Annotated in this window: 15 protein-coding genes; all 15 read left to right on the top strand. The window is 60.7% G+C overall.

The window, feature by feature from the left end; genetic code table 11:
• The first annotated feature begins 16 nt into the window (after positions 1–16).
• Positions 17–550 (top strand): ATP-dependent protease subunit HslV, encoded by a 534-nt coding sequence (hslV, locus tag ACZM8Y_RS00470; RefSeq protein WP_302552093.1) that lies wholly within the window; start codon positions 17–19, stop codon positions 548–550.
• Between the two features lie 602 nt (positions 551–1152).
• Entirely contained in the window at positions 1153–2085 is a 933-nt protein-coding gene (locus ACZM8Y_RS00465) for an amidohydrolase family protein (RefSeq protein WP_302552092.1), read from the top strand.
• A 90-nt stretch (positions 2086–2175) separates the two neighbouring features.
• Entirely contained in the window at positions 2176–3513 is a 1338-nt protein-coding gene (locus ACZM8Y_RS00460) for a 4Fe-4S dicluster domain-containing protein (RefSeq protein WP_302552091.1), read from the top strand.
• Positions 3514–3574: 61 nt separating this feature from the next.
• On the top strand, positions 3575–4132 hold the full coding sequence (locus ACZM8Y_RS00455) for a BMC domain-containing protein (RefSeq protein ID WP_009733378.1): 558 nt from the start codon (positions 3575–3577) through the stop codon (positions 4130–4132).
• Between the two features lie 18 nt (positions 4133–4150).
• Entirely contained in the window at positions 4151–4555 is a 405-nt protein-coding gene (locus tag ACZM8Y_RS00450) for a BMC domain-containing protein (RefSeq protein ID WP_302552090.1), read from the top strand.
• Positions 4556–4647: 92 nt separating this feature from the next.
• Complete coding sequence (locus ACZM8Y_RS00445; RefSeq protein WP_482330288.1) at positions 4648–5574, top strand: cupin domain-containing protein; 927 nt, start codon at positions 4648–4650, stop codon at positions 5572–5574.
• A gap of 33 nt (positions 5575–5607) precedes the next feature.
• A complete protein-coding gene (locus ACZM8Y_RS00440) occupies positions 5608–6375 on the top strand; it encodes a cobalamin adenosyltransferase (RefSeq protein ID WP_302552088.1) in 768 nt (255 codons plus the stop codon).
• Positions 6375–7367, top strand: coding sequence for a phosphate acetyltransferase (gene pta / locus ACZM8Y_RS00435; RefSeq protein WP_308770606.1), 993 nt, complete (start codon positions 6375–6377; stop codon positions 7365–7367). The genes ACZM8Y_RS00440 and pta overlap by 1 nt, the downstream gene beginning before the upstream one ends.
• Before the next feature lie 88 nt (positions 7368–7455).
• Positions 7456–7734 (top strand): ethanolamine utilization microcompartment protein EutM, encoded by a 279-nt coding sequence (gene eutM, locus ACZM8Y_RS00430; RefSeq protein WP_005024910.1) that lies wholly within the window; start codon positions 7456–7458, stop codon positions 7732–7734.
• 129 nt (positions 7735–7863) lie between these two features.
• Entirely contained in the window at positions 7864–8160 is a 297-nt protein-coding gene (locus ACZM8Y_RS00425) for a EutN/CcmL family microcompartment protein (RefSeq protein WP_005024909.1), read from the top strand.
• A 151-nt stretch (positions 8161–8311) separates the two neighbouring features.
• A complete protein-coding gene (gene adhE, locus ACZM8Y_RS00420) occupies positions 8312–9772 on the top strand; it encodes an acetaldehyde dehydrogenase AdhE (protein ID WP_337431904.1) in 1461 nt (486 codons plus the stop codon).
• A gap of 725 nt (positions 9773–10497) precedes the next feature.
• Positions 10498–12990 (top strand): (2S)-3-sulfopropanediol dehydratase, encoded by a 2493-nt coding sequence (gene hpsG / locus ACZM8Y_RS00415; RefSeq protein ID WP_302552085.1) that lies wholly within the window; start codon positions 10498–10500, stop codon positions 12988–12990.
• Between the two features lie 107 nt (positions 12991–13097).
• Positions 13098–14033 (top strand): (2S)-3-sulfopropanediol dehydratase activating enzyme, encoded by a 936-nt coding sequence (hpsH, locus tag ACZM8Y_RS00410; protein ID WP_302552084.1) that lies wholly within the window; start codon positions 13098–13100, stop codon positions 14031–14033.
• 190 nt (positions 14034–14223) lie between these two features.
• A complete protein-coding gene (locus ACZM8Y_RS00405; protein WP_482330287.1) occupies positions 14224–15612 on the top strand; it encodes a sigma-54 interaction domain-containing protein in 1389 nt (462 codons plus the stop codon).
• 185 nt (positions 15613–15797) lie between these two features.
• A complete protein-coding gene (locus ACZM8Y_RS00400; protein WP_482330286.1) occupies positions 15798–16139 on the top strand; it encodes a TIGR04076 family protein in 342 nt (113 codons plus the stop codon).
• The last annotated feature ends 44 nt before the right edge of the window (positions 16140–16183 follow it).

Below are 16183 nucleotides of genomic sequence, written 5' to 3'. Positions count from 1 at the left end.
GAACAAAGGATCATTCATGGAACTTCGCGGAACCACCATCCTCGCCGTGCGCCACAAGGGCCACGTCGCCCTCATCGGCGACGGGCAGGTGACCATGGGCCAGAGCATCGTCATGAAACACACCGCCAAGAAAGTCCGGCGGATGTATAAAGATCAAATCGTCGCCGGGTTCGCCGGGGCCACGGCGGACGCCTTTACCCTGTTCGAGCGCTTTGACGCCCACCTTGAACAAACCGGCGGCAACCTGATCCGCGCCGCCGTGGAACTCGCCAAAGACTGGCGGAGCGACAAGTTCCTCCGCAAGCTGGAGGCCATGCTCCTTGTGGCCGACAAGGATCACACGCTCGTGCTCACCGGAACCGGCGACGTGATCGAGCCTGACGACGGCATTGCTTCCATCGGCAGCGGCGGCCCCTACGCCCTCTCCGCCGCCCGTGCCCTCGTCCGCCACAGCGATCTCGATGCCGAGCACATCGCGCTGGAAAGCATGAAGATAGCCTCCGAGCTCTGCGTGTTCACCAACGACCAGTACACGCTGGAAGTCCTGTAGCCGCTGCGAAGGGGCCGGCGGCGATGGCTGGCCCCTTTTGGCTGCGCTTCCCGCCGCCCTGTCTGCCCCCTCCCGGCCTATCGTCCCCGCCCGCACCTTCCCGGCCCCATCTGGCTGCGCACTCCCTGCGCGGCATCACCCGTTTTCTGCCTTTTGGTTTTTCCTTGTAACGCTCACTAGATATGGATTCCCCTTGCTTCACCGGTGCAATCATGGCATAAAGGCCCTTGTGCTGCGGATCGACACAAGGAGCGATCCGATTGCGTTTTTATTCACAAGTCAGATGATGCAAAAACGCACCAACTGAAAAAACCGGTGGCGCATGCGCATCGACTTGGTCGCACTTTTGCAACGACGGTGCATTTATGCACCATGCAATGCTGTGGCCTTAAGGCGATAACGCGGACAAAAAGTTTGTATTCCAGCCTGTTGCATAGGTTCCAACAAAAAACAATCCTTACCTGCATCTAAACAGGAATGTTTTTTGTTAGCCCCCATTTCCTTGCTGTCGTTGGGGAATCTCCTTGTCTGTGCAAAACTGGAACGGCATTTGCTCTAATGCTCACAAATCTTTTTGTGCACCAAGCCAGGAGAGTCAACTGATGAAAATAATCGACTTCCGCTTCCGCCCGAACACGCCGGAAATCATCAACGGCATCAAGAACAGCTCGATGTTCAAAGCCACCTGCGAAGCCATCGGCTTCGACAAGCGCGTCCCCCAGTCGCTGCCCGAAATCGTGGCCGACCTGGATCGCCGCGGCGTTGAGCTGTGCGTCGTTTCCGGCCGCGACTGCGAAACCACCTACGGTTTCCCCGCGAACAACAACAGCATCCTTGAATTCTGCCGCGCCTACCCCAACAAATTTCTCGGCTTCTGGGGCATCGACCCCCACAAGGGAATGGACGCCGTTCGCGAAGTCGAACACGTGATCAAGGATCTCGGCATGCGCGGCATCGCCACCGACCCGTACCTCGCCCACTGCCCGCCGAGCGACGCCCGCTACTATCCCATCTACGCCAAGTGCGTGGAGCTCGGCGTGCCGGTCTTCGTGACCACCGCCCCGCCCGCCCAGGTTCCCCGCGCCATCATGGACTACATTGATCCCCGTCAGATCGACGTCGTCGCCCGCGACTTCCCCGAACTGATCCTGATCATGAGCCACGGCGGCTATCCCTTCGTCAACGAAGCCATTTTCGCCTGCATGCGCAACGCCAACGTCTACATGGACCTGTCCGAATACGAACTGGCTCCCATGGCCGACGTATATGTCGACGCCCTGAACAAGATGATCGGCGACAAGGTCATCTTCGCTTCCGCGCACCCGTTCATCGAACAGGCCGACGCCATCGAGATCTACAAGAAGCTCAACATCAGCGAAGAAGTCCGCGAAAAGGTCATGTACAAGACCGCCGCGAAGATCCTCGGCCTCGACAAGGGCGTTTCCCTCAACACCACGAAGCCCATGGCCCCCAACGGCTTCAACAACGCCAAGTTCCCGCTGCCGTTCCAGCCCTTCGCCCCGATGGGACGCTAGGCTTTTGCGGTGAATTGAGATTCCGGGCAGTGCCGTGGTGCGGAAACGCGCCGCGGCCTGCCGAACTGTTTTGGGTAACGAGAGGATAGCATGGATAAACAGGCGTTCATAGCGGCGGTGAAAGCGGCCGGTATCGTTGGTGAAGGTGGAGCTGGTTTTCCGGCGCACGTCAAGTACGCCGCCGACGCCGACACGGTTATCGCCAACGGCTGCGAATGCGAGCCCCTTCTGCACACCGACCAGCATCACATGCTTCACCACGCCAACGACATCGTCCGGGCGTTCAGCGAGCTGATGCAGGCCACCGGTGCCAAGCGCGGCGTCATCGCATTGAAGAAAAAATATAAGGAAGCCACCAAGATCCTGACCGATGCCATCGGCAATCGGCCCATCGAGCTGGCGCTGCTCCCCAACTTCTACCCCGCCGGGGACGAACAGACCCTCGTCCGCGAAGTGACGGGCCGTTCCGTTCCCCCGCTGGGCCTGCCCCTCATGGTGGGCGCGGTGGTCGCCAACGTCGGCACGCTCGTGTCCGTGGCCCACGCCCTTGACGGCAAGCCCGTCACGCACAAATTTTTGACCGTCACCGGCGAAGTGAAGAAGCCCGGCATCGTCTGCGTGCCGATCGGCACTCCGCTTTCCGCCTGCCTTGAGGCCGCGGGCGGCCCCACCGTGAGCGATCCCGTGTTCGTTCTCGGCGGCCCCATGATGGGCCGCATGGTGGACAGCGCCGACGCCTTCGCCAAGGAAGTGGTCACCAAGACCTCCGGCGGTCTCATCATCCTGCCCCGCGGGCACTACCTGCACCGGAACGCGACCACGCCCCTCAATTTCATGCGTCGCCGCGCGGCTTCGGCCTGTATCCAGTGCCGCAGCTGTTCCGAGCTGTGCCCCCGCCATCTCCTCGGCCATCCCTTTGAAACGCATCGCGTCATGCGCGCCTTCGGCAGCAACGCCGAGCTGACCTCCGAAGCCGGCAGGCTCGCGCTCCTCTGCTGCGACTGCGGCGTGTGCGAGCATGTGGCCTGTCCTATGGGCCTGTCCCCCCGCCGCATCAATCAGGCCATCAAGAATGAGCTGCGCGCGGCCGGGATGAAGTATGAAGGCAGCCGCGACGTGAACGAAGCCTATACCCAGTGGCGTGAATTCCGCCGGGTGCCCGTGCCCCGCCTGGTCAACAAAATCGGCATCAGCCGCTACATGGAGCTGCCCACCAACGATCTGGGCTCGCTCTCCCCGGCTGAAGTGCGTATCCCGCTGCGGCAGCACATCGGCGCTCCGGCTCAGGCCGTGGTGAAGGCCGGCGATCGCGTCAAGTGCGGCGATGTCATTGGTGAAATCCCCGAACAGGGTCTCGGCGCCCGCATTCACGCCAGCATGGACGGCGTGGTCAAGAGCGTCGACGGCGCCGTCGTCATCGGCAAGTAGCCTGCAACACGATACGGAAAGGGGCGGCCGGCCCGCCCCCTGACAAAAAAGGAGAGGCCCTGTGTCTGAATCATACACAGCCGTAGGAATGGTGGAATTCAACAGCATTGCCGCTGGTATCGACGCGGCTGACCAGATGGTGAAAACCGCTCAGGTCGATCCGCTGTTCTTCAAGACGATTTGCCCCGGCAAGTTCGTGGCCGCCGTGACCGGCGACGTGGCTGCCGTATCCGCTTCCGTGAACGCCGGACGCGAAACCCATGCCGATGCGCTGGTGGACTGGTTCATCATCCCCAACATCCACCGGGATGTGATCGGCGCCCTCGCCGGCGCCACGGGCATCACGGAACGCGGCGCGCTCGGCATCATCGAAACCTTCTCCGCCGCCTCCATCGTGGTGGCGTCCGATGCCGCCGTCAAGGCTGCCGACGTGCAGCTCCTTGACGTCCGCGTGGCCCTCGGACTCGGCGGCAAGGGCTATGCCCTCATGACCGGCGACGTGGCCGCAGTCAACGCCGCCGTCGAAGCCGGCTCCACGGCCGCCGCCGAAAGCGGACTCCTCGTGAGCAAGGTCGTCATCCCGAGCCCGGCTGAAACCGTCTTCGAGCAGATTGCCTAAGGCAGTCAGGAGTAACCTATGAGTTTGGAATATAAACCTTCCCTCGGCTTCGTCGAAACCGCCGGCCTCGTCATCGCCATTCAGGTGGCCGACGCCATGGCCAAGGCCGCCGAAGTGGAAATCATCGCTGCGCACAAGGTCGACGGGCTGCGCGTTTGCGTCATCTGCAAGGGTGACGTGGCCGCTTGCCAGGCCGCCGTGGAAACCGGCGCCCTGCTCGCCCAGAGCCTCAACGGCCTGAACGGCTACAACATCATCCCCAGCCCCGCTGAGGAACCCGACTCCCTCATGGACATGCTTGAGGACATCAAGCGGAAAAAGGCCGCCCGCAAGGCCGCAAAGCTGGCCCGCATGGCCGCGGCCAAAGGCGAAGCAGCCGCTCCCGCCGCCGAAGAGGCCCCCAAGGGCAAGGCCAAGAAGTAGTCGTTTCGCGTAACGGAGGCGTGCCGGCAGGCTCCGGGAAACGGTGCCGCCCTGCACAGGATACGCCGCACGCCACCTAAAGGAATTGGGGCATGACCAAACAGATCATCACCGCCGAAACGGTCCGGCTCGCATGGAAAGCCGGCGAGTCGGTCATCGTCTACGCCAAGGGCGACATCGTCACCCAGCAGGCTCAGGACGATGCCCGGCATTACGGCATAACCCTGACGACGGAAGCGCCCGCCGCCCCATCTTCCGCTTCGGCGGGGCACGAGGCGGAGGCCATCCCGCCGATCTCGCCGGTTCCGGCAGAAGTGCCCGCCAGCCGGGAGCCTGTACACGTCCCCACGCCGGCATTGGCCGCCGATCAGCTTGCGGCCGCCGCCCGGCAGTTGCAGGAAGTGCTGGTTCCGCTGACGCAGGCCCTGACCGCGTCCGCCGCTCCGGCGGCGCAGCCGGTGCCTCCGGTCGTGTTCACGCCCGGCAGCAACCCCATGGCCGCCGAGGCCGTGGCGGCTCCCAGTACGGCGGAACAGGGCTCCGATGACCTCCTCGTCGCCATCCGGCGCGGGGTTCTGTCGGCCCTTCCCGCGGGAACCGCCGACGAAGCGTTGATCGATCGGTTGATCGCTTCCGTCCTTGCCGAGATGGGCGCTTGTGCGGCTCCAGAGGTGCGCCCCGGCGTCAGGCAGGCTGGAGGCGTCACCCACGTCGACAGCAAAGCGCAGTATTGGGGAGGCTCCCGGGCGAAGGACAGTGTGGCCGTCATGGACGTGCTTTCCCCCGCCAAAGGGGATGCCGCCTCCGTGGGTTATCTGGATTGGGAAAACCTCTCGTTTTCCTGGACGTTCCGGCGTACGGAAGTGCTCGTCGTGCTGGAAGGCGACTTGAACCTGAGCATTGAGGGCACGACCTTCAGCGCGGCCCACGGCGACGTGTTCAGCATCCCTGCGGGCACGGAAGTGGAACTCTCCTCTTCCGGGCACGTGCGGTGCGCCACGGTCGCGGTAGCCGCCTAGCCGCGTTCCTAGACCATAACGAAGGAAACAATCATGATCTTTCTTACCGAAGAAGATGTCAGACAGCGTTGCGAGCTGGGTCAGGGGGGCGAATTCCGCCTTCAGGCCGGCGAACGCCTGACTCCGGCGGCCACGGAGCTGTTGCGCAGCCGCAACTGCCGCGTGATCCTGCCCGGTCAGTGCACCGTGGAAGCGGCGCCTGTCGAGGAAGCCAAACCCGCGGCCCCCGCTGCGGAAGAGGCTCCCGCCGCCCCGGCCGCTCCGGCTGCCGAACAGGCCTCGTTCCCCGATGGAACCTACCTTGACGCCGATACGGTCGTCTCCAAGTCCCACCCGCGCATTTTCCTGCGCGGCAAGCTGGATACCCTCATTTCCAGCACGGTGCTGGTGCAGACCGGATTCGACGGCAACAACAAGCTCCCCGCCGTCCTCAGGAACGGCCTTTCCGACATCAACGTGTGGCTGTGGCAGATCCTTCAGGCCGAAGTCTCCGGCGAAGCCGTGCCCGCGCAGTCCCTGTGCGGCATGAACGCCGAAGCCATCCGCCTCGTCTCCCACGATCCCATGAAGTACCTCGGTCAGGGCCACATTGTCCCTGACGTGGCCCTCGGCCCGAACGTCGCGCTGCTCAACTGGCTGCGCGCCCAGGCCCGTGAAGTTGAAGTGGCCTATGTGCAGGTCGGCATGGAACGCGAAGACATCCTCGCGTCCCTGAACCGCCTGAGCAGCGCCATCTATGTCCTCATGCTCCTGACCGTCGTTGCCGAATCCGGCCGCGACATCAGCAAGGTTGGTCTGTAATGAGCGTGTTCGAACGTTGCCTCGAAAAATGCCGCGCCCGGAAAGGTGTCGTGGTCTACTCCGACGGTGAAGACCGGCGCGTGGTTTCCGCCGCCGCCAAGCTGATCCGCGAAGGCCTCGTCGAACCCATCCTCATCGGCGACCCCGAAAAGGTACGCACCGCGCTGCAGGAAAGCGGCGAAACCGGCGTTTCCCTTCAGGTCGTCAACCCGTACAACCAGGCCCTGCTTCAGCACAACGCCGCGGAGTACATGGCGATCCAAAAGGGCAAGGGCAAGGACATTTCGGAAGAGGAAGCCGTCAAAGCCGTCAAGAATCCCCTCGCCGCCGGCGCCCTCATGGTTCGCCGCGGTGAAGCCGAAATCGGCGTTGCCGGGAACTTGTCCTCCACGGCCGACGTCATCCGCGCCGGCCTGCGCATGATCGGCACCGCAGCCGGAAGCAAGACCGTGTCGAGCTTCTTCTTCATGCTGAAGGACAACAAAGTCTGCATGTTCACCGACTGCGCGGTCATTCCTGAACCCACCTCCGCGCAGCTTGCGGACATTGCGATCAGCACCGCCGGAGTGTACAAGCGCGTCATGGGCGACGACGCCCGTGTGGCCCTGCTTTCCTTCTCCACGAAGGGCAGCGCCAAGCATGAACGCGTCGACAAGGTGCGCGCGGCTCTTGAGGAAATCAAGACCCGTGAACCCAATCTGCTCGTGGACGGCGAACTCCAGCTGGACGCCGCCGTCGAGCCCGAAGTCGCCAGGCTCAAGGCGCCGGGAAGCCCGGTCGCCGGGAGCGCGAACGTGTTCGTGTTCCCCTCCCTTGAAGCCGGCAACATCGGTTATAAAATCGCGCAGCGCTTCGGCGGCTGGACGGCCCTCGGCCCCCTGCTCCAGGGCTTTGCGCACGGTTGGCATGACCTTTCGCGGGGATGCAGCAGCGACGACATTTACAAAATCAGTGTCGTCGGCTTGGGCATGAACCGCGGAGGACAGCAATAAAACGGAACGGCACACAACACGGTAACGCGTTACCCGATCGTTCCGTTCCGGGTAACCAAGCTAACAACAATCCTAAAAGGAGTTCACAATGGACGCTCTTGGCATGATCGAAACCCGTGGTCTGGTTGGTCTCATCGAAGCCGCTGATGCTATGGTCAAGGCTGCTCGCGTGCAGCTCGTTTCTTACGAACAGATCGGCGGCGGCTATGTGACCGCCCTCGTCCGCGGCGACGTGGCCGCCTGCAAAGCCGCTACCGACGCCGGCGCCGCCGCTGTGCAGCGCGTGGGTGGCGAGCTCGTGGCCGTCCATGTCATTCCTCGCCCCCATCAGGACCTGGAAGCCGTGTTCCCCCTGAGCCGCAAGTAAGCTCGTCCGCGCACTTAAGCTGGGTTAAGCCCTGCTCGTCGGTCTCGCCGGGGCCTCATGCCCCGGCCCGGCCGTCAGCTTCCTTACGGAATGCTCCCGGAAGGCCGTCTTCCGGGAACGGAGACATACATGGAACTTGCAAAAGTCATTGGTCAGGTCGTTTCCACGGTCCGGTGCCCCGGTTTGCCGTACAACTCGCTGCTCCTCGTTGATCTGCTCAATGAGAAGGGTGAATCCATCGGCCGCTCCCAAGTCGCCGCCGATCCCATCGGCGCGGGCGAGGGCGAATGGGTTATCGTGTCCCGCGGCAGTTCCGCACGTTTTGCCATCGACAAAGATGCGCCTCTGGATCTGGTCATTGTCGGCATCGTCGACCATGTAAATGCAGGTAAGGCAGCTATTTATCGCAAAAATCAGGGGGAATAGCCCCTGTGGGCGGCTCACCGCCCCTACGGAAAGCCGCGGTTTTCCGCTCTGCCTCGTTTTCTGACGAGGGTGACAAACAGAAAAAACAGGCCCCCCGCCCGGCAGTCCTCAAAGGCCCGCGGGGTCCGGCTTCCAGCATAGGAGTATAGATATGGACGTGCGCCAACAAGATGTGGAACGCATTGTCGTTGAAGTTCTGAAAAAGATGATGTCCGATCAGCCCACTGCGGCTGCTACGACCGTTGTCGCCGCCGGCGGTTGCGGCTGCGACTGCGGCGACTTCGGCCTCTTCGACCGCCTCGAAGACGCCGTGCAGGCCGCCGAAGTCGCTCAGAAGAAGATCAGCACCGTCGCCATGCGTGACAAAATCATCGCCGCCATCCGCAAGGCCGGCCTTGAAAACGCCAAGTCGTTCGCTGAAATCGCCCACAACGAAACCGGCATGGGCCGCGTGAGCGACAAGATTGCCAAGAATATCCTCGTTTGCGAGCGTACTCCCGGCACCGAATGCCTCTCCCCCATGGCCATTTCCGGCGACATGGGCCTGACCCTCATCGAAAACGCTCCTTGGGGCGTGATCGCTTCCGTGACGCCCTCCACCAACCCGACCGCCACGGTGATCAACAACGCCATCAGCATGATCGCTGGCGGCAACGCCATAGTCTTCGCTCCCCACCCCAACGCCAAGCGCGCTTCCCAGACGGCCATTCAGGTTCTGAACAAGGCCATCATCGAAGCCACCGGCATCGCCAACCTGCTTGTCGCTGTGAAGGAACCCACCATCGAAGTGGCTCAGGAGCTCTTCTCGCATCCCCGCATCAAGCTGCTCGTGGTGACCGGCGGTGAAGCTGTTGTGGCCCAGGCCCGCAAGGTCGCCACCATGCGCCTCATCGCCGCCGGCGCCGGCAACCCGCCGGTCGTCGTCGACGAAACCGCCAACATCGCCCGCGCTGCCCGCAGCATCTATGACGGCGCTTCCTTCGACAACAACATCATCTGCGCCGACGAAAAAGAAATCATCGCCGTGGATTCCATCGCCGATCAGCTGAAGGCCGAAATGAAGGCCATCGGCGCCGTGGAAATCAGCCTCGAACAGGCTGACGCCGTGGCCCGCGTGGTTCTGCGCAACTATCCCCAGGTTGAAGGCGGCAAGGCTCCGAACCCGAACCCGAAATGGGTCGGCCGTGACGCCGCCGTCATCGCCAAGGCCGCCGGCATTGACGTGCCCGACAGCTGCCGTCTGCTCATCGTGGACGTGAAGCGCGACATCAACCATGTGTTCGCCCGCGTGGAACAGCTGATGCCCGTTGTGCCGGTGCTGCGCGCCGCCAACGTGGATGAGGCCATTGAATGGGCCCTCATCCTCGAACGCGGCCTGTCCCACACCGCCGGCATGCACTCCCGCAACATCGACAACATGGACAAGATGGCCCGTGCCATGAATACCAGCCTGTTCGTCAAGAACGGCCCGCACCTCGCCGCCCTCGGCGCTGGTGGCGAAGGCTGGACGACCATGACCATCTCCACCCCCACCGGTGAAGGTGTGACCTGCGCCCGCTCGTTCGTGCGTCTGCGCCGCTGCTGCGTTGTGGACAACTTCCGCATCGTCTGATTGTAGCGTATGCCTTTTGTGGGGGGAGGGGCTGGGGCCTCTCCCCCTTTCTTATTATGGGATGTACGGCAGCGGGAGCCTTTGAGGAGAAAGCCTTTCTTCCTTTTTCCATGCCCACTTGTCTAGTTTTAAAGGGTTTTGCACTTATAAGGCTTCTGTTTATGCCCTTCCTCGGCACAGATTGCCTTTGGGAGATGATGCGGCCCAGCTCGGATCGGTTGTCTTTTCCGATAGTTCCAGCTTGTGGGGAGGATTTTTAAAACTCTTTTTTTCACAAAACAAGATTTTCCCATGTCGCATTTTTGCATCATCTTTTCTATCCCAACCTCCCCCTCCTCTTTCAAAGGGCGTTTTTTATCATATAATATCAATTAGATAAAAACTGTTGTCAGGAATTGTTTCTGTTCACTGCCCGAAAACGGGCACAGGTTGCAGGAAAACCCCTCTCTGTCGCAAAAATGCAACATAAGATGTCTGCTATTTGCGGTTTATTCCTAATAAGTGATGCAAAATTGCGACTACGCCTATTCGCACAAAAAGGCTCCAAAATCCTCTCTTCCGCAATCGCGCAAAATAACAGGAAAACATTTTTTCTAACCTTTCTGGCACGGCCCTTGCTTTATTCTAAGCAAGACAAGTGAAGAAGGGAACGAGAACTTCCGAGCGGTTCGCCGGAAAGCTCCACACATCATAACACAACCTTAATTCCTACACGGAGAAGTGACATGACTCAGGTAGCTGAAATCAAATCGCCTCATGAGCAACGTCTCGAAGACAAGATCGCCGGTAAAGAAGATATCTATCGCGAATCCCACAAGCGCGTGTTCAAGCTGCTGGAACGTTTCGACGGCCAGAAGCCCGCTATCGACGTGGAACGCGCCCTGTACTTCACCCAGTCCATGTCTGAAACCGTGGGCCAGCCTCTGGTTCTCCGCTGGGCCAAGGCTCTGATGAACGTTGCCAAGAACATCACCGTCATGGTGCAGGACGATCAGCTCCTCCTCGGCCGTTGCGGCGGTCATGACGGCCGTTACGGTATCCTGTATCCCGAACTCGACGGCGACTTCCTCGACATCGCCGTGCGCGACCTTCCCACTCGTCCGCAGTCTCCGGCTTCCATCAGCCCCGAAGACGCCAAGATCGTGGTTGAGCAGATCGCTCCCTTCTGGAAGGGCCGCACCTATCATGAAGCCCTGAACAAGGCTCTTCCCCCCGAAGTTCACAAGCTGACCTACGACGATCCCGACGGCCTCATCTCCCGCTTCATCGTCAACGAAACCTCTTCGTTCCGTTCCTCCATCCAGTGGGTGCATGACTACGAAGTGGTGCTGAAGCGCGGCTTCAATGGCCTGAAGCAGGAAATGGAAGAAAAGCTGGCCGCTCTTGATCCCGCTTCCCCCGTGGATCAGGTGGACAAGCGCCCCTTCATCGAAGCTACCATCCTCGTGTGCGACGCCATCATCCTGTGGGCGAAGCGCCATGCCGAAGCTGCCCGCAAGGCCGCCGAAGCTTGCGCTGATCCGGTTCGTAAGGCCGAACTCATCCGCATGGCTGAAAACGCCGAACACGTGCCCGCCAACCCGGCCCGCGACTTCTACGAAGCCGTTCAGTCCCAGTACTTCACCCAGATGTTCTCTCGTCTGGAACAGAAGACCGGTACCACCATTTCCAACGGCCGTATGGACCAGTACTTCTATCCCTTCTACAAGAAGGACATGGAAGCCGGCACCCTGACCGATGAAAAGACTCTGGAATACTTGGAATGCATGTGGGTCGGCATGGCCGAGTTCATCGACATGTACATCTCCCCCGCCGGCGGCGCCTTCAACGAAGGCTACGCTCACTGGGAAGCCGTCACCATTGGCGGCCAGACCCCGGACGGCCGCGACGCGACCAACGATCTGACCTATCTGTTCCTGAAGTCCAAGCGCGAATTCCCGCTGCACTACCCCGACCTCGCCGCCCGTATCCACAGCCGCGCCCCTGAACGCTACCTGTGGGACGTCGCCGAAACCATCAAGTTCGGCTCCGGCTTCCCCAAGCTGTGCAACGACGAAGAATGCATCCCGCTGTACGTCTCCAAGGGCGCTACCTTTGAGGAAGCCCTTGACTACGCCGTGTCCGGCTGCATCGAAATCCGTATGCCCAACCGCGACACCTACACCTCCGGCGGCGCCTACACCAACTTCGCCTCCGCCGTTGAAATGACCCTGTATGACGGCAAGATGAAGAAGTACGGCGATGTGCAGCTCGGCATCCCGACCGGCGACGCCCGTAAGTTCAAGACTTGGGATGAATTCTGGAACGCCTACGTGCAGCAGCATATGCTCCTGCTCCGCACGACGTTCATCCAGCAGTACATTGTTATCCAGACCCGCGCCAAGCACTTCGCCCAGCCCATGGGTTCCGTGCTGCACGCCCTCTGCCGCAAGCACTGCATCGACCTGCATCAGCCCCAGATCCCCGAAGGCCTGAACTTCGGCTACTTTGAATTCATGGGCCTCGGCACCGTCATCGACTCCTTGGCCGCCATCAAGAAGCTCGTGTTTGAAGACAAGAAGCTCACCATGGATCAGCTCATCGACGCCCTCGAAGCCAACTTTGAAGGCTACGAAGACATCCAGCAGCTTCTCCGCACGGCTCCCTGCTACGGCAACGACGACGAATACGCCGACGAAATCGGCCGTGAACTCGACCGCATGGCTGTTGCCTTCGCCGCCAAGTACGGCAAGGAAATGGGCATCAACAACGACGCCCGTTACGTGCCCTTCACCTCTCACGTGCCCTTCGGCAAGGTTGTTTCCGCTACCCCGAACGGCCGCGTGGCGTGGTTCCCGCTGTCTGACGGTTCTTCCCCGTCCCACGGCGCCGACCACAATGGCCCCACCGCCATCCTGCTCTCCAACCACAACACGAAGAACTACGGCATGCGCGCCCGTGCTGCCCGTCTGATCAACGTGAAGTTCACCCCCAAGTGCGTTGAAGGCGATGCCGGTACCGAAAAGCTGGTGCAGTTCATCCGTACGTGGTGCGACCTGAAGCTGTGGCACATCCAGTTCAACGTCATCAACGCCGATACGCTGAAGAAGGCTCAGAAGGATCCTCAGAAGTATCGCAACCTCATCGTCCGCATCGCCGGGTACAGCGCCTACTTCGTCGACCTGACCCCCGACCTGCAGAACGACCTCATCGCCCGTACCGGCCACGACCAGATGTAAGTTTGGGCCGCTTGCGGTACGCAGGATGAATGATTAAATAAATGGCGGGCCGGAGTTATCTGGCCCGCCATTTCCAACTTTAACGCTCAGAAAAAAAGAGGTAGTCCATGGGTTCCTTTGAAGATAGAAAGGCGACCGGAACCGTCTTCAATATCCAGAAATATTCCGTTCACGACGGTCCCGGCATCCGGACCATCGTCTTCCTGAAGGGCTGCCCCCTGTCGTGCAAATGGTGCAGTAACCCCGAATCCCAAGCCTCGCACCCGCAGGTCGCCTATAACAAGGGCCGCTGCATCGGCTGCCATCGCTGCATCAAGGCATGCCAGCACGACGCCATCACCGTCAACGAAGACGGCACGCTGACGCTCGACCGCAGCAAATGCGACGCCTGTAAGACGCTCGACTGCGCCCATGCCTGTCCCGCTCAGGGGATGATCATCTACGGCGAAAACAAAACCGTCGATCAGATCCTCAAGGAAGTGGAAAAGGACGCCCTATTCTATGCCCGCTCCGGCGGCGGTATGACCCTTTCCGGCGGTGAGCCCCTCATGCACGCCGACATTGCTCTCCCGCTGCTCCGGGAGGCCCGCCATCGCCGCATCAAAACCGCCGTCGAAACCTGTGGCTGCGTTCCGTGGGAAACCCTCAAGGAAGCCGCCCAGTACCTCAACTATGTCCTGTTCGACGTCAAGCAGATGGACAGCGAAAAGCACCGTGAAGGCACCGGCGTCGGCAACGAGCTCATCCTCAGCAACCTCAAGAAGCTGATCACCGAGTTCCCCAACCTGCATGTCCAAGTACGTACGCCCGTCATTCCCGGCTTCAACGATAATGACGAATTTGCCCACGCCCTTGGCGAATTCCTCAAGGGCTATGAGAATGTCGGCTATGAAGCCCTGCCCTACCACCGTCTGGGAACCCAGAAGTACGACTTCCTGAGCCGCGAATACGCCATGGGCGATGTCAGCCTGCCCGACGGCGTCGCACAGCGCATCCAGCGGATCGTCGATGAAACCCGCGGCGCCGTGCCGGAAGAAAAATAGCTTCCGTCCCTCTCCCTTTGAAAAAGATGCCTCCGCCCGGTAAGCCGGGCGGGGGTTTTGTTTTTCTTGCCATCTTCCCGTCCCGTTTCCGCGCACACCTTGACGTTCTTGCGTGCAGGCACTAGCATGGGGGAATCAATTCCCCTGCAATCATTTTATTTCTCCCGCGATGCCTATGGAAAACGCTTCTATGAAGTCCCTTGCCCCCCATTTTGAAAGCATCCTCGACACCCTCTCCGATGGTGTCTTCATCAGTGACGTGGAGGGGACGACCCTGTTCGTCAACAAAATGTACGAAACCCTGACCGGGCTGCGGCAGGGGGAAATCCGGGGCAAAAACATCCGTACGCTTGTCCAGCAGGGGACGTTCGACAAAGTCGTCAATCCGCAGATTGTCGAGACCGGAAAACCGGCCACCCACGTCCAGCAGCTCGCCAACGGGAAACGCCTGGTTCTGACCGGGCATCCCGTTTTCGACGACAAGGGGCAGTTGTGCCTTGTCGTGACGTTTGCCCGCGACATCACCGTCCTGACCCAGCTTCAGGAGGAGATGACCGCCCAGAAGAAACTCATTGAGCAGTTCCACGACCGCCTCGCCTTCCTTGCCCGCGAACAGACCCGCGAACTCGTCCCCGTCTTTGAAAGCCGTGAAATGAAAGAGGTCATGAGCCTTGTGGAACGGTTCGCCAGTTCCGACGCCACGGTGCTCATCCTCGGCGAAACGGGCGTCGGCAAGGACGTGGTGGCCCGCCTCACGCACGAGCTCAGCCCGCGCAAGGAGAAGATGTTCCTCAAGGTGGATTGCGGCGGCATTTCCGAAAGCCTCACCGAATCGGAGCTCTTCGGCTACATGCCGGGGGCCTTTACCGGAGCGGGCAACAAGGGCAAGAGCGGCTATTTTGAAATGGCCGACGGCGGTACGGTATTTCTCGACGAAATCGGCGAACTGAGCCTTGCCATGCAGACCCGCCTGCTCCGCGTGCTTCAGGACGGCGAGATCATGCGCGTGGGTTCCTCCAAGCCCCGCAAGGTCAACGTCCGCATCATCGCCGCCACGAACCGCAACCTTGCGGAACGCGTCGAAAAGGGCCTTTTCCGGCGCGATCTTTACTATCGCCTCAACGTGGCCGTAGTGAACATCCCGCCCCTGCGCGAGCGCCCCGACGACATCCAGCCCCTCGTGACGCATTTTCTGAACGTGTTCACCTCCAAGTACCGCAAGCACATGAACCTCACGCCCGGCCTCATGGAAGCCCTGCGCCAGTACTCGTGGCCCGGCAACGTGCGCGAGCTCCAGAACCTCATGCACAGCATTGTAATCACCAAGGATCACGGCCCGCTCTCCGTCAAGGACCTGCCCCGGCACATGACCGGCAACGAAAGTGAGGAGCTGTTTTTCCCTGACGACGGCATCAACTATGAGCGCCCCCTCAAGGACATCATGGCCGACATCGAGCGCGGCATCCTCCGCAAGGCCCTCAAGGTGCATGGTTCCGTCCAGAAGGTTGCCGAAGTCTTCAAGGTCAACCGCAGTACCATTTTCAGGAAGCTGCATTCTGAGAAGGCTGGAGGGGAATGAGGAATTGGAGGGGGGAAGGGGAAACTTTCTGGAGAAAGTTTCCCCTTCCCCCCTCCAAACCTCCCCCCTTCCTCTTCAAAGACTTTCGCAAATGGGACAGAATAAGGTTTTCGGGAGCGCCGGGGGCTGTCCCTTGGCGGCAGTTTCCCGGATGTGCCTTTTCCAACCCCACCACGGAGAGAGACATGAAACGATGTAGGATCACCGTCCTCAAACGGCATTTTGATGAGGAACTGGCTAAGGAATACGGCTCCAAGGGGATCGGCAAGTGTCCGATGCTCAAGGAAGGGCAAATCTTTTACGCCGACTACGCCAAGCCGGACGGGTTCTGTGATGAGGCGTGGAAGGCTATCTATCAGTATGTTTTCGCCTTGGCGCACGGCAGCGGACAGTTTTATTACGGCGACTGGATCGAAAAGCCGGGCGTAGCCATATGCAGTTGCAACGACGGCCTGCGCCCCGTCATTTTCAAGGTTGAACGAACCGAGGAAGAAGCGACCATCAACTACATCCCGAATCACGATTAGGGCAGGCTTATTTTGAAACGGGAAAAGATTGGGGAGGGGGAGGG

Source organism: Bilophila sp., from assembly GCF_057864385.1.
Note: the sequence above shows the minus strand (reverse complement) of the source record. Positions and strands in the feature narration are given on the sequence as shown.

Bases quoted from the DNA above. Each gene is read 5' to 3' on its own strand.
- ACZM8Y_RS00465 (WP_302552092.1), top strand. From the start codon at position 1,153: ATGAAAATAATCGACTTCCGCTTCCGCCCGAACACGCCGGAAATCATC.
- ACZM8Y_RS00460 (WP_302552091.1), top strand. From the start codon at position 2,176: ATGGATAAACAGGCGTTCATAGCGGCGGTGAAAGCGGCCGGTATCGTT.
- hpsH (WP_302552084.1), top strand. From the start codon at position 13,098: ATGGGTTCCTTTGAAGATAGAAAGGCGACCGGAACCGTCTTCAATATC.
- pta (WP_308770606.1), top strand. From the start codon at position 6,375: ATGAGCGTGTTCGAACGTTGCCTCGAAAAATGCCGCGCCCGGAAAGGT.
- hpsG (WP_302552085.1), top strand. From the start codon at position 10,498: ATGACTCAGGTAGCTGAAATCAAATCGCCTCATGAGCAACGTCTCGAA.
- ACZM8Y_RS00440 (WP_302552088.1), top strand. From the start codon at position 5,608: ATGATCTTTCTTACCGAAGAAGATGTCAGACAGCGTTGCGAGCTGGGT.
- hslV (WP_302552093.1), top strand. From the start codon at position 17: ATGGAACTTCGCGGAACCACCATCCTCGCCGTGCGCCACAAGGGCCAC.
- ACZM8Y_RS00405 (WP_482330287.1), top strand. From the start codon at position 14,224: ATGAAGTCCCTTGCCCCCCATTTTGAAAGCATCCTCGACACCCTCTCC.
- ACZM8Y_RS00450 (WP_302552090.1), top strand. From the start codon at position 4,151: ATGAGTTTGGAATATAAACCTTCCCTCGGCTTCGTCGAAACCGCCGGC.
- adhE (WP_337431904.1), top strand. From the start codon at position 8,312: ATGGACGTGCGCCAACAAGATGTGGAACGCATTGTCGTTGAAGTTCTG.
- ACZM8Y_RS00400 (WP_482330286.1), top strand. From the start codon at position 15,798: ATGAAACGATGTAGGATCACCGTCCTCAAACGGCATTTTGATGAGGAA.
- ACZM8Y_RS00445 (WP_482330288.1), top strand. From the start codon at position 4,648: ATGACCAAACAGATCATCACCGCCGAAACGGTCCGGCTCGCATGGAAA.
- eutM (WP_005024910.1), top strand. From the start codon at position 7,456: ATGGACGCTCTTGGCATGATCGAAACCCGTGGTCTGGTTGGTCTCATC.
- ACZM8Y_RS00425 (WP_005024909.1), top strand. From the start codon at position 7,864: ATGGAACTTGCAAAAGTCATTGGTCAGGTCGTTTCCACGGTCCGGTGC.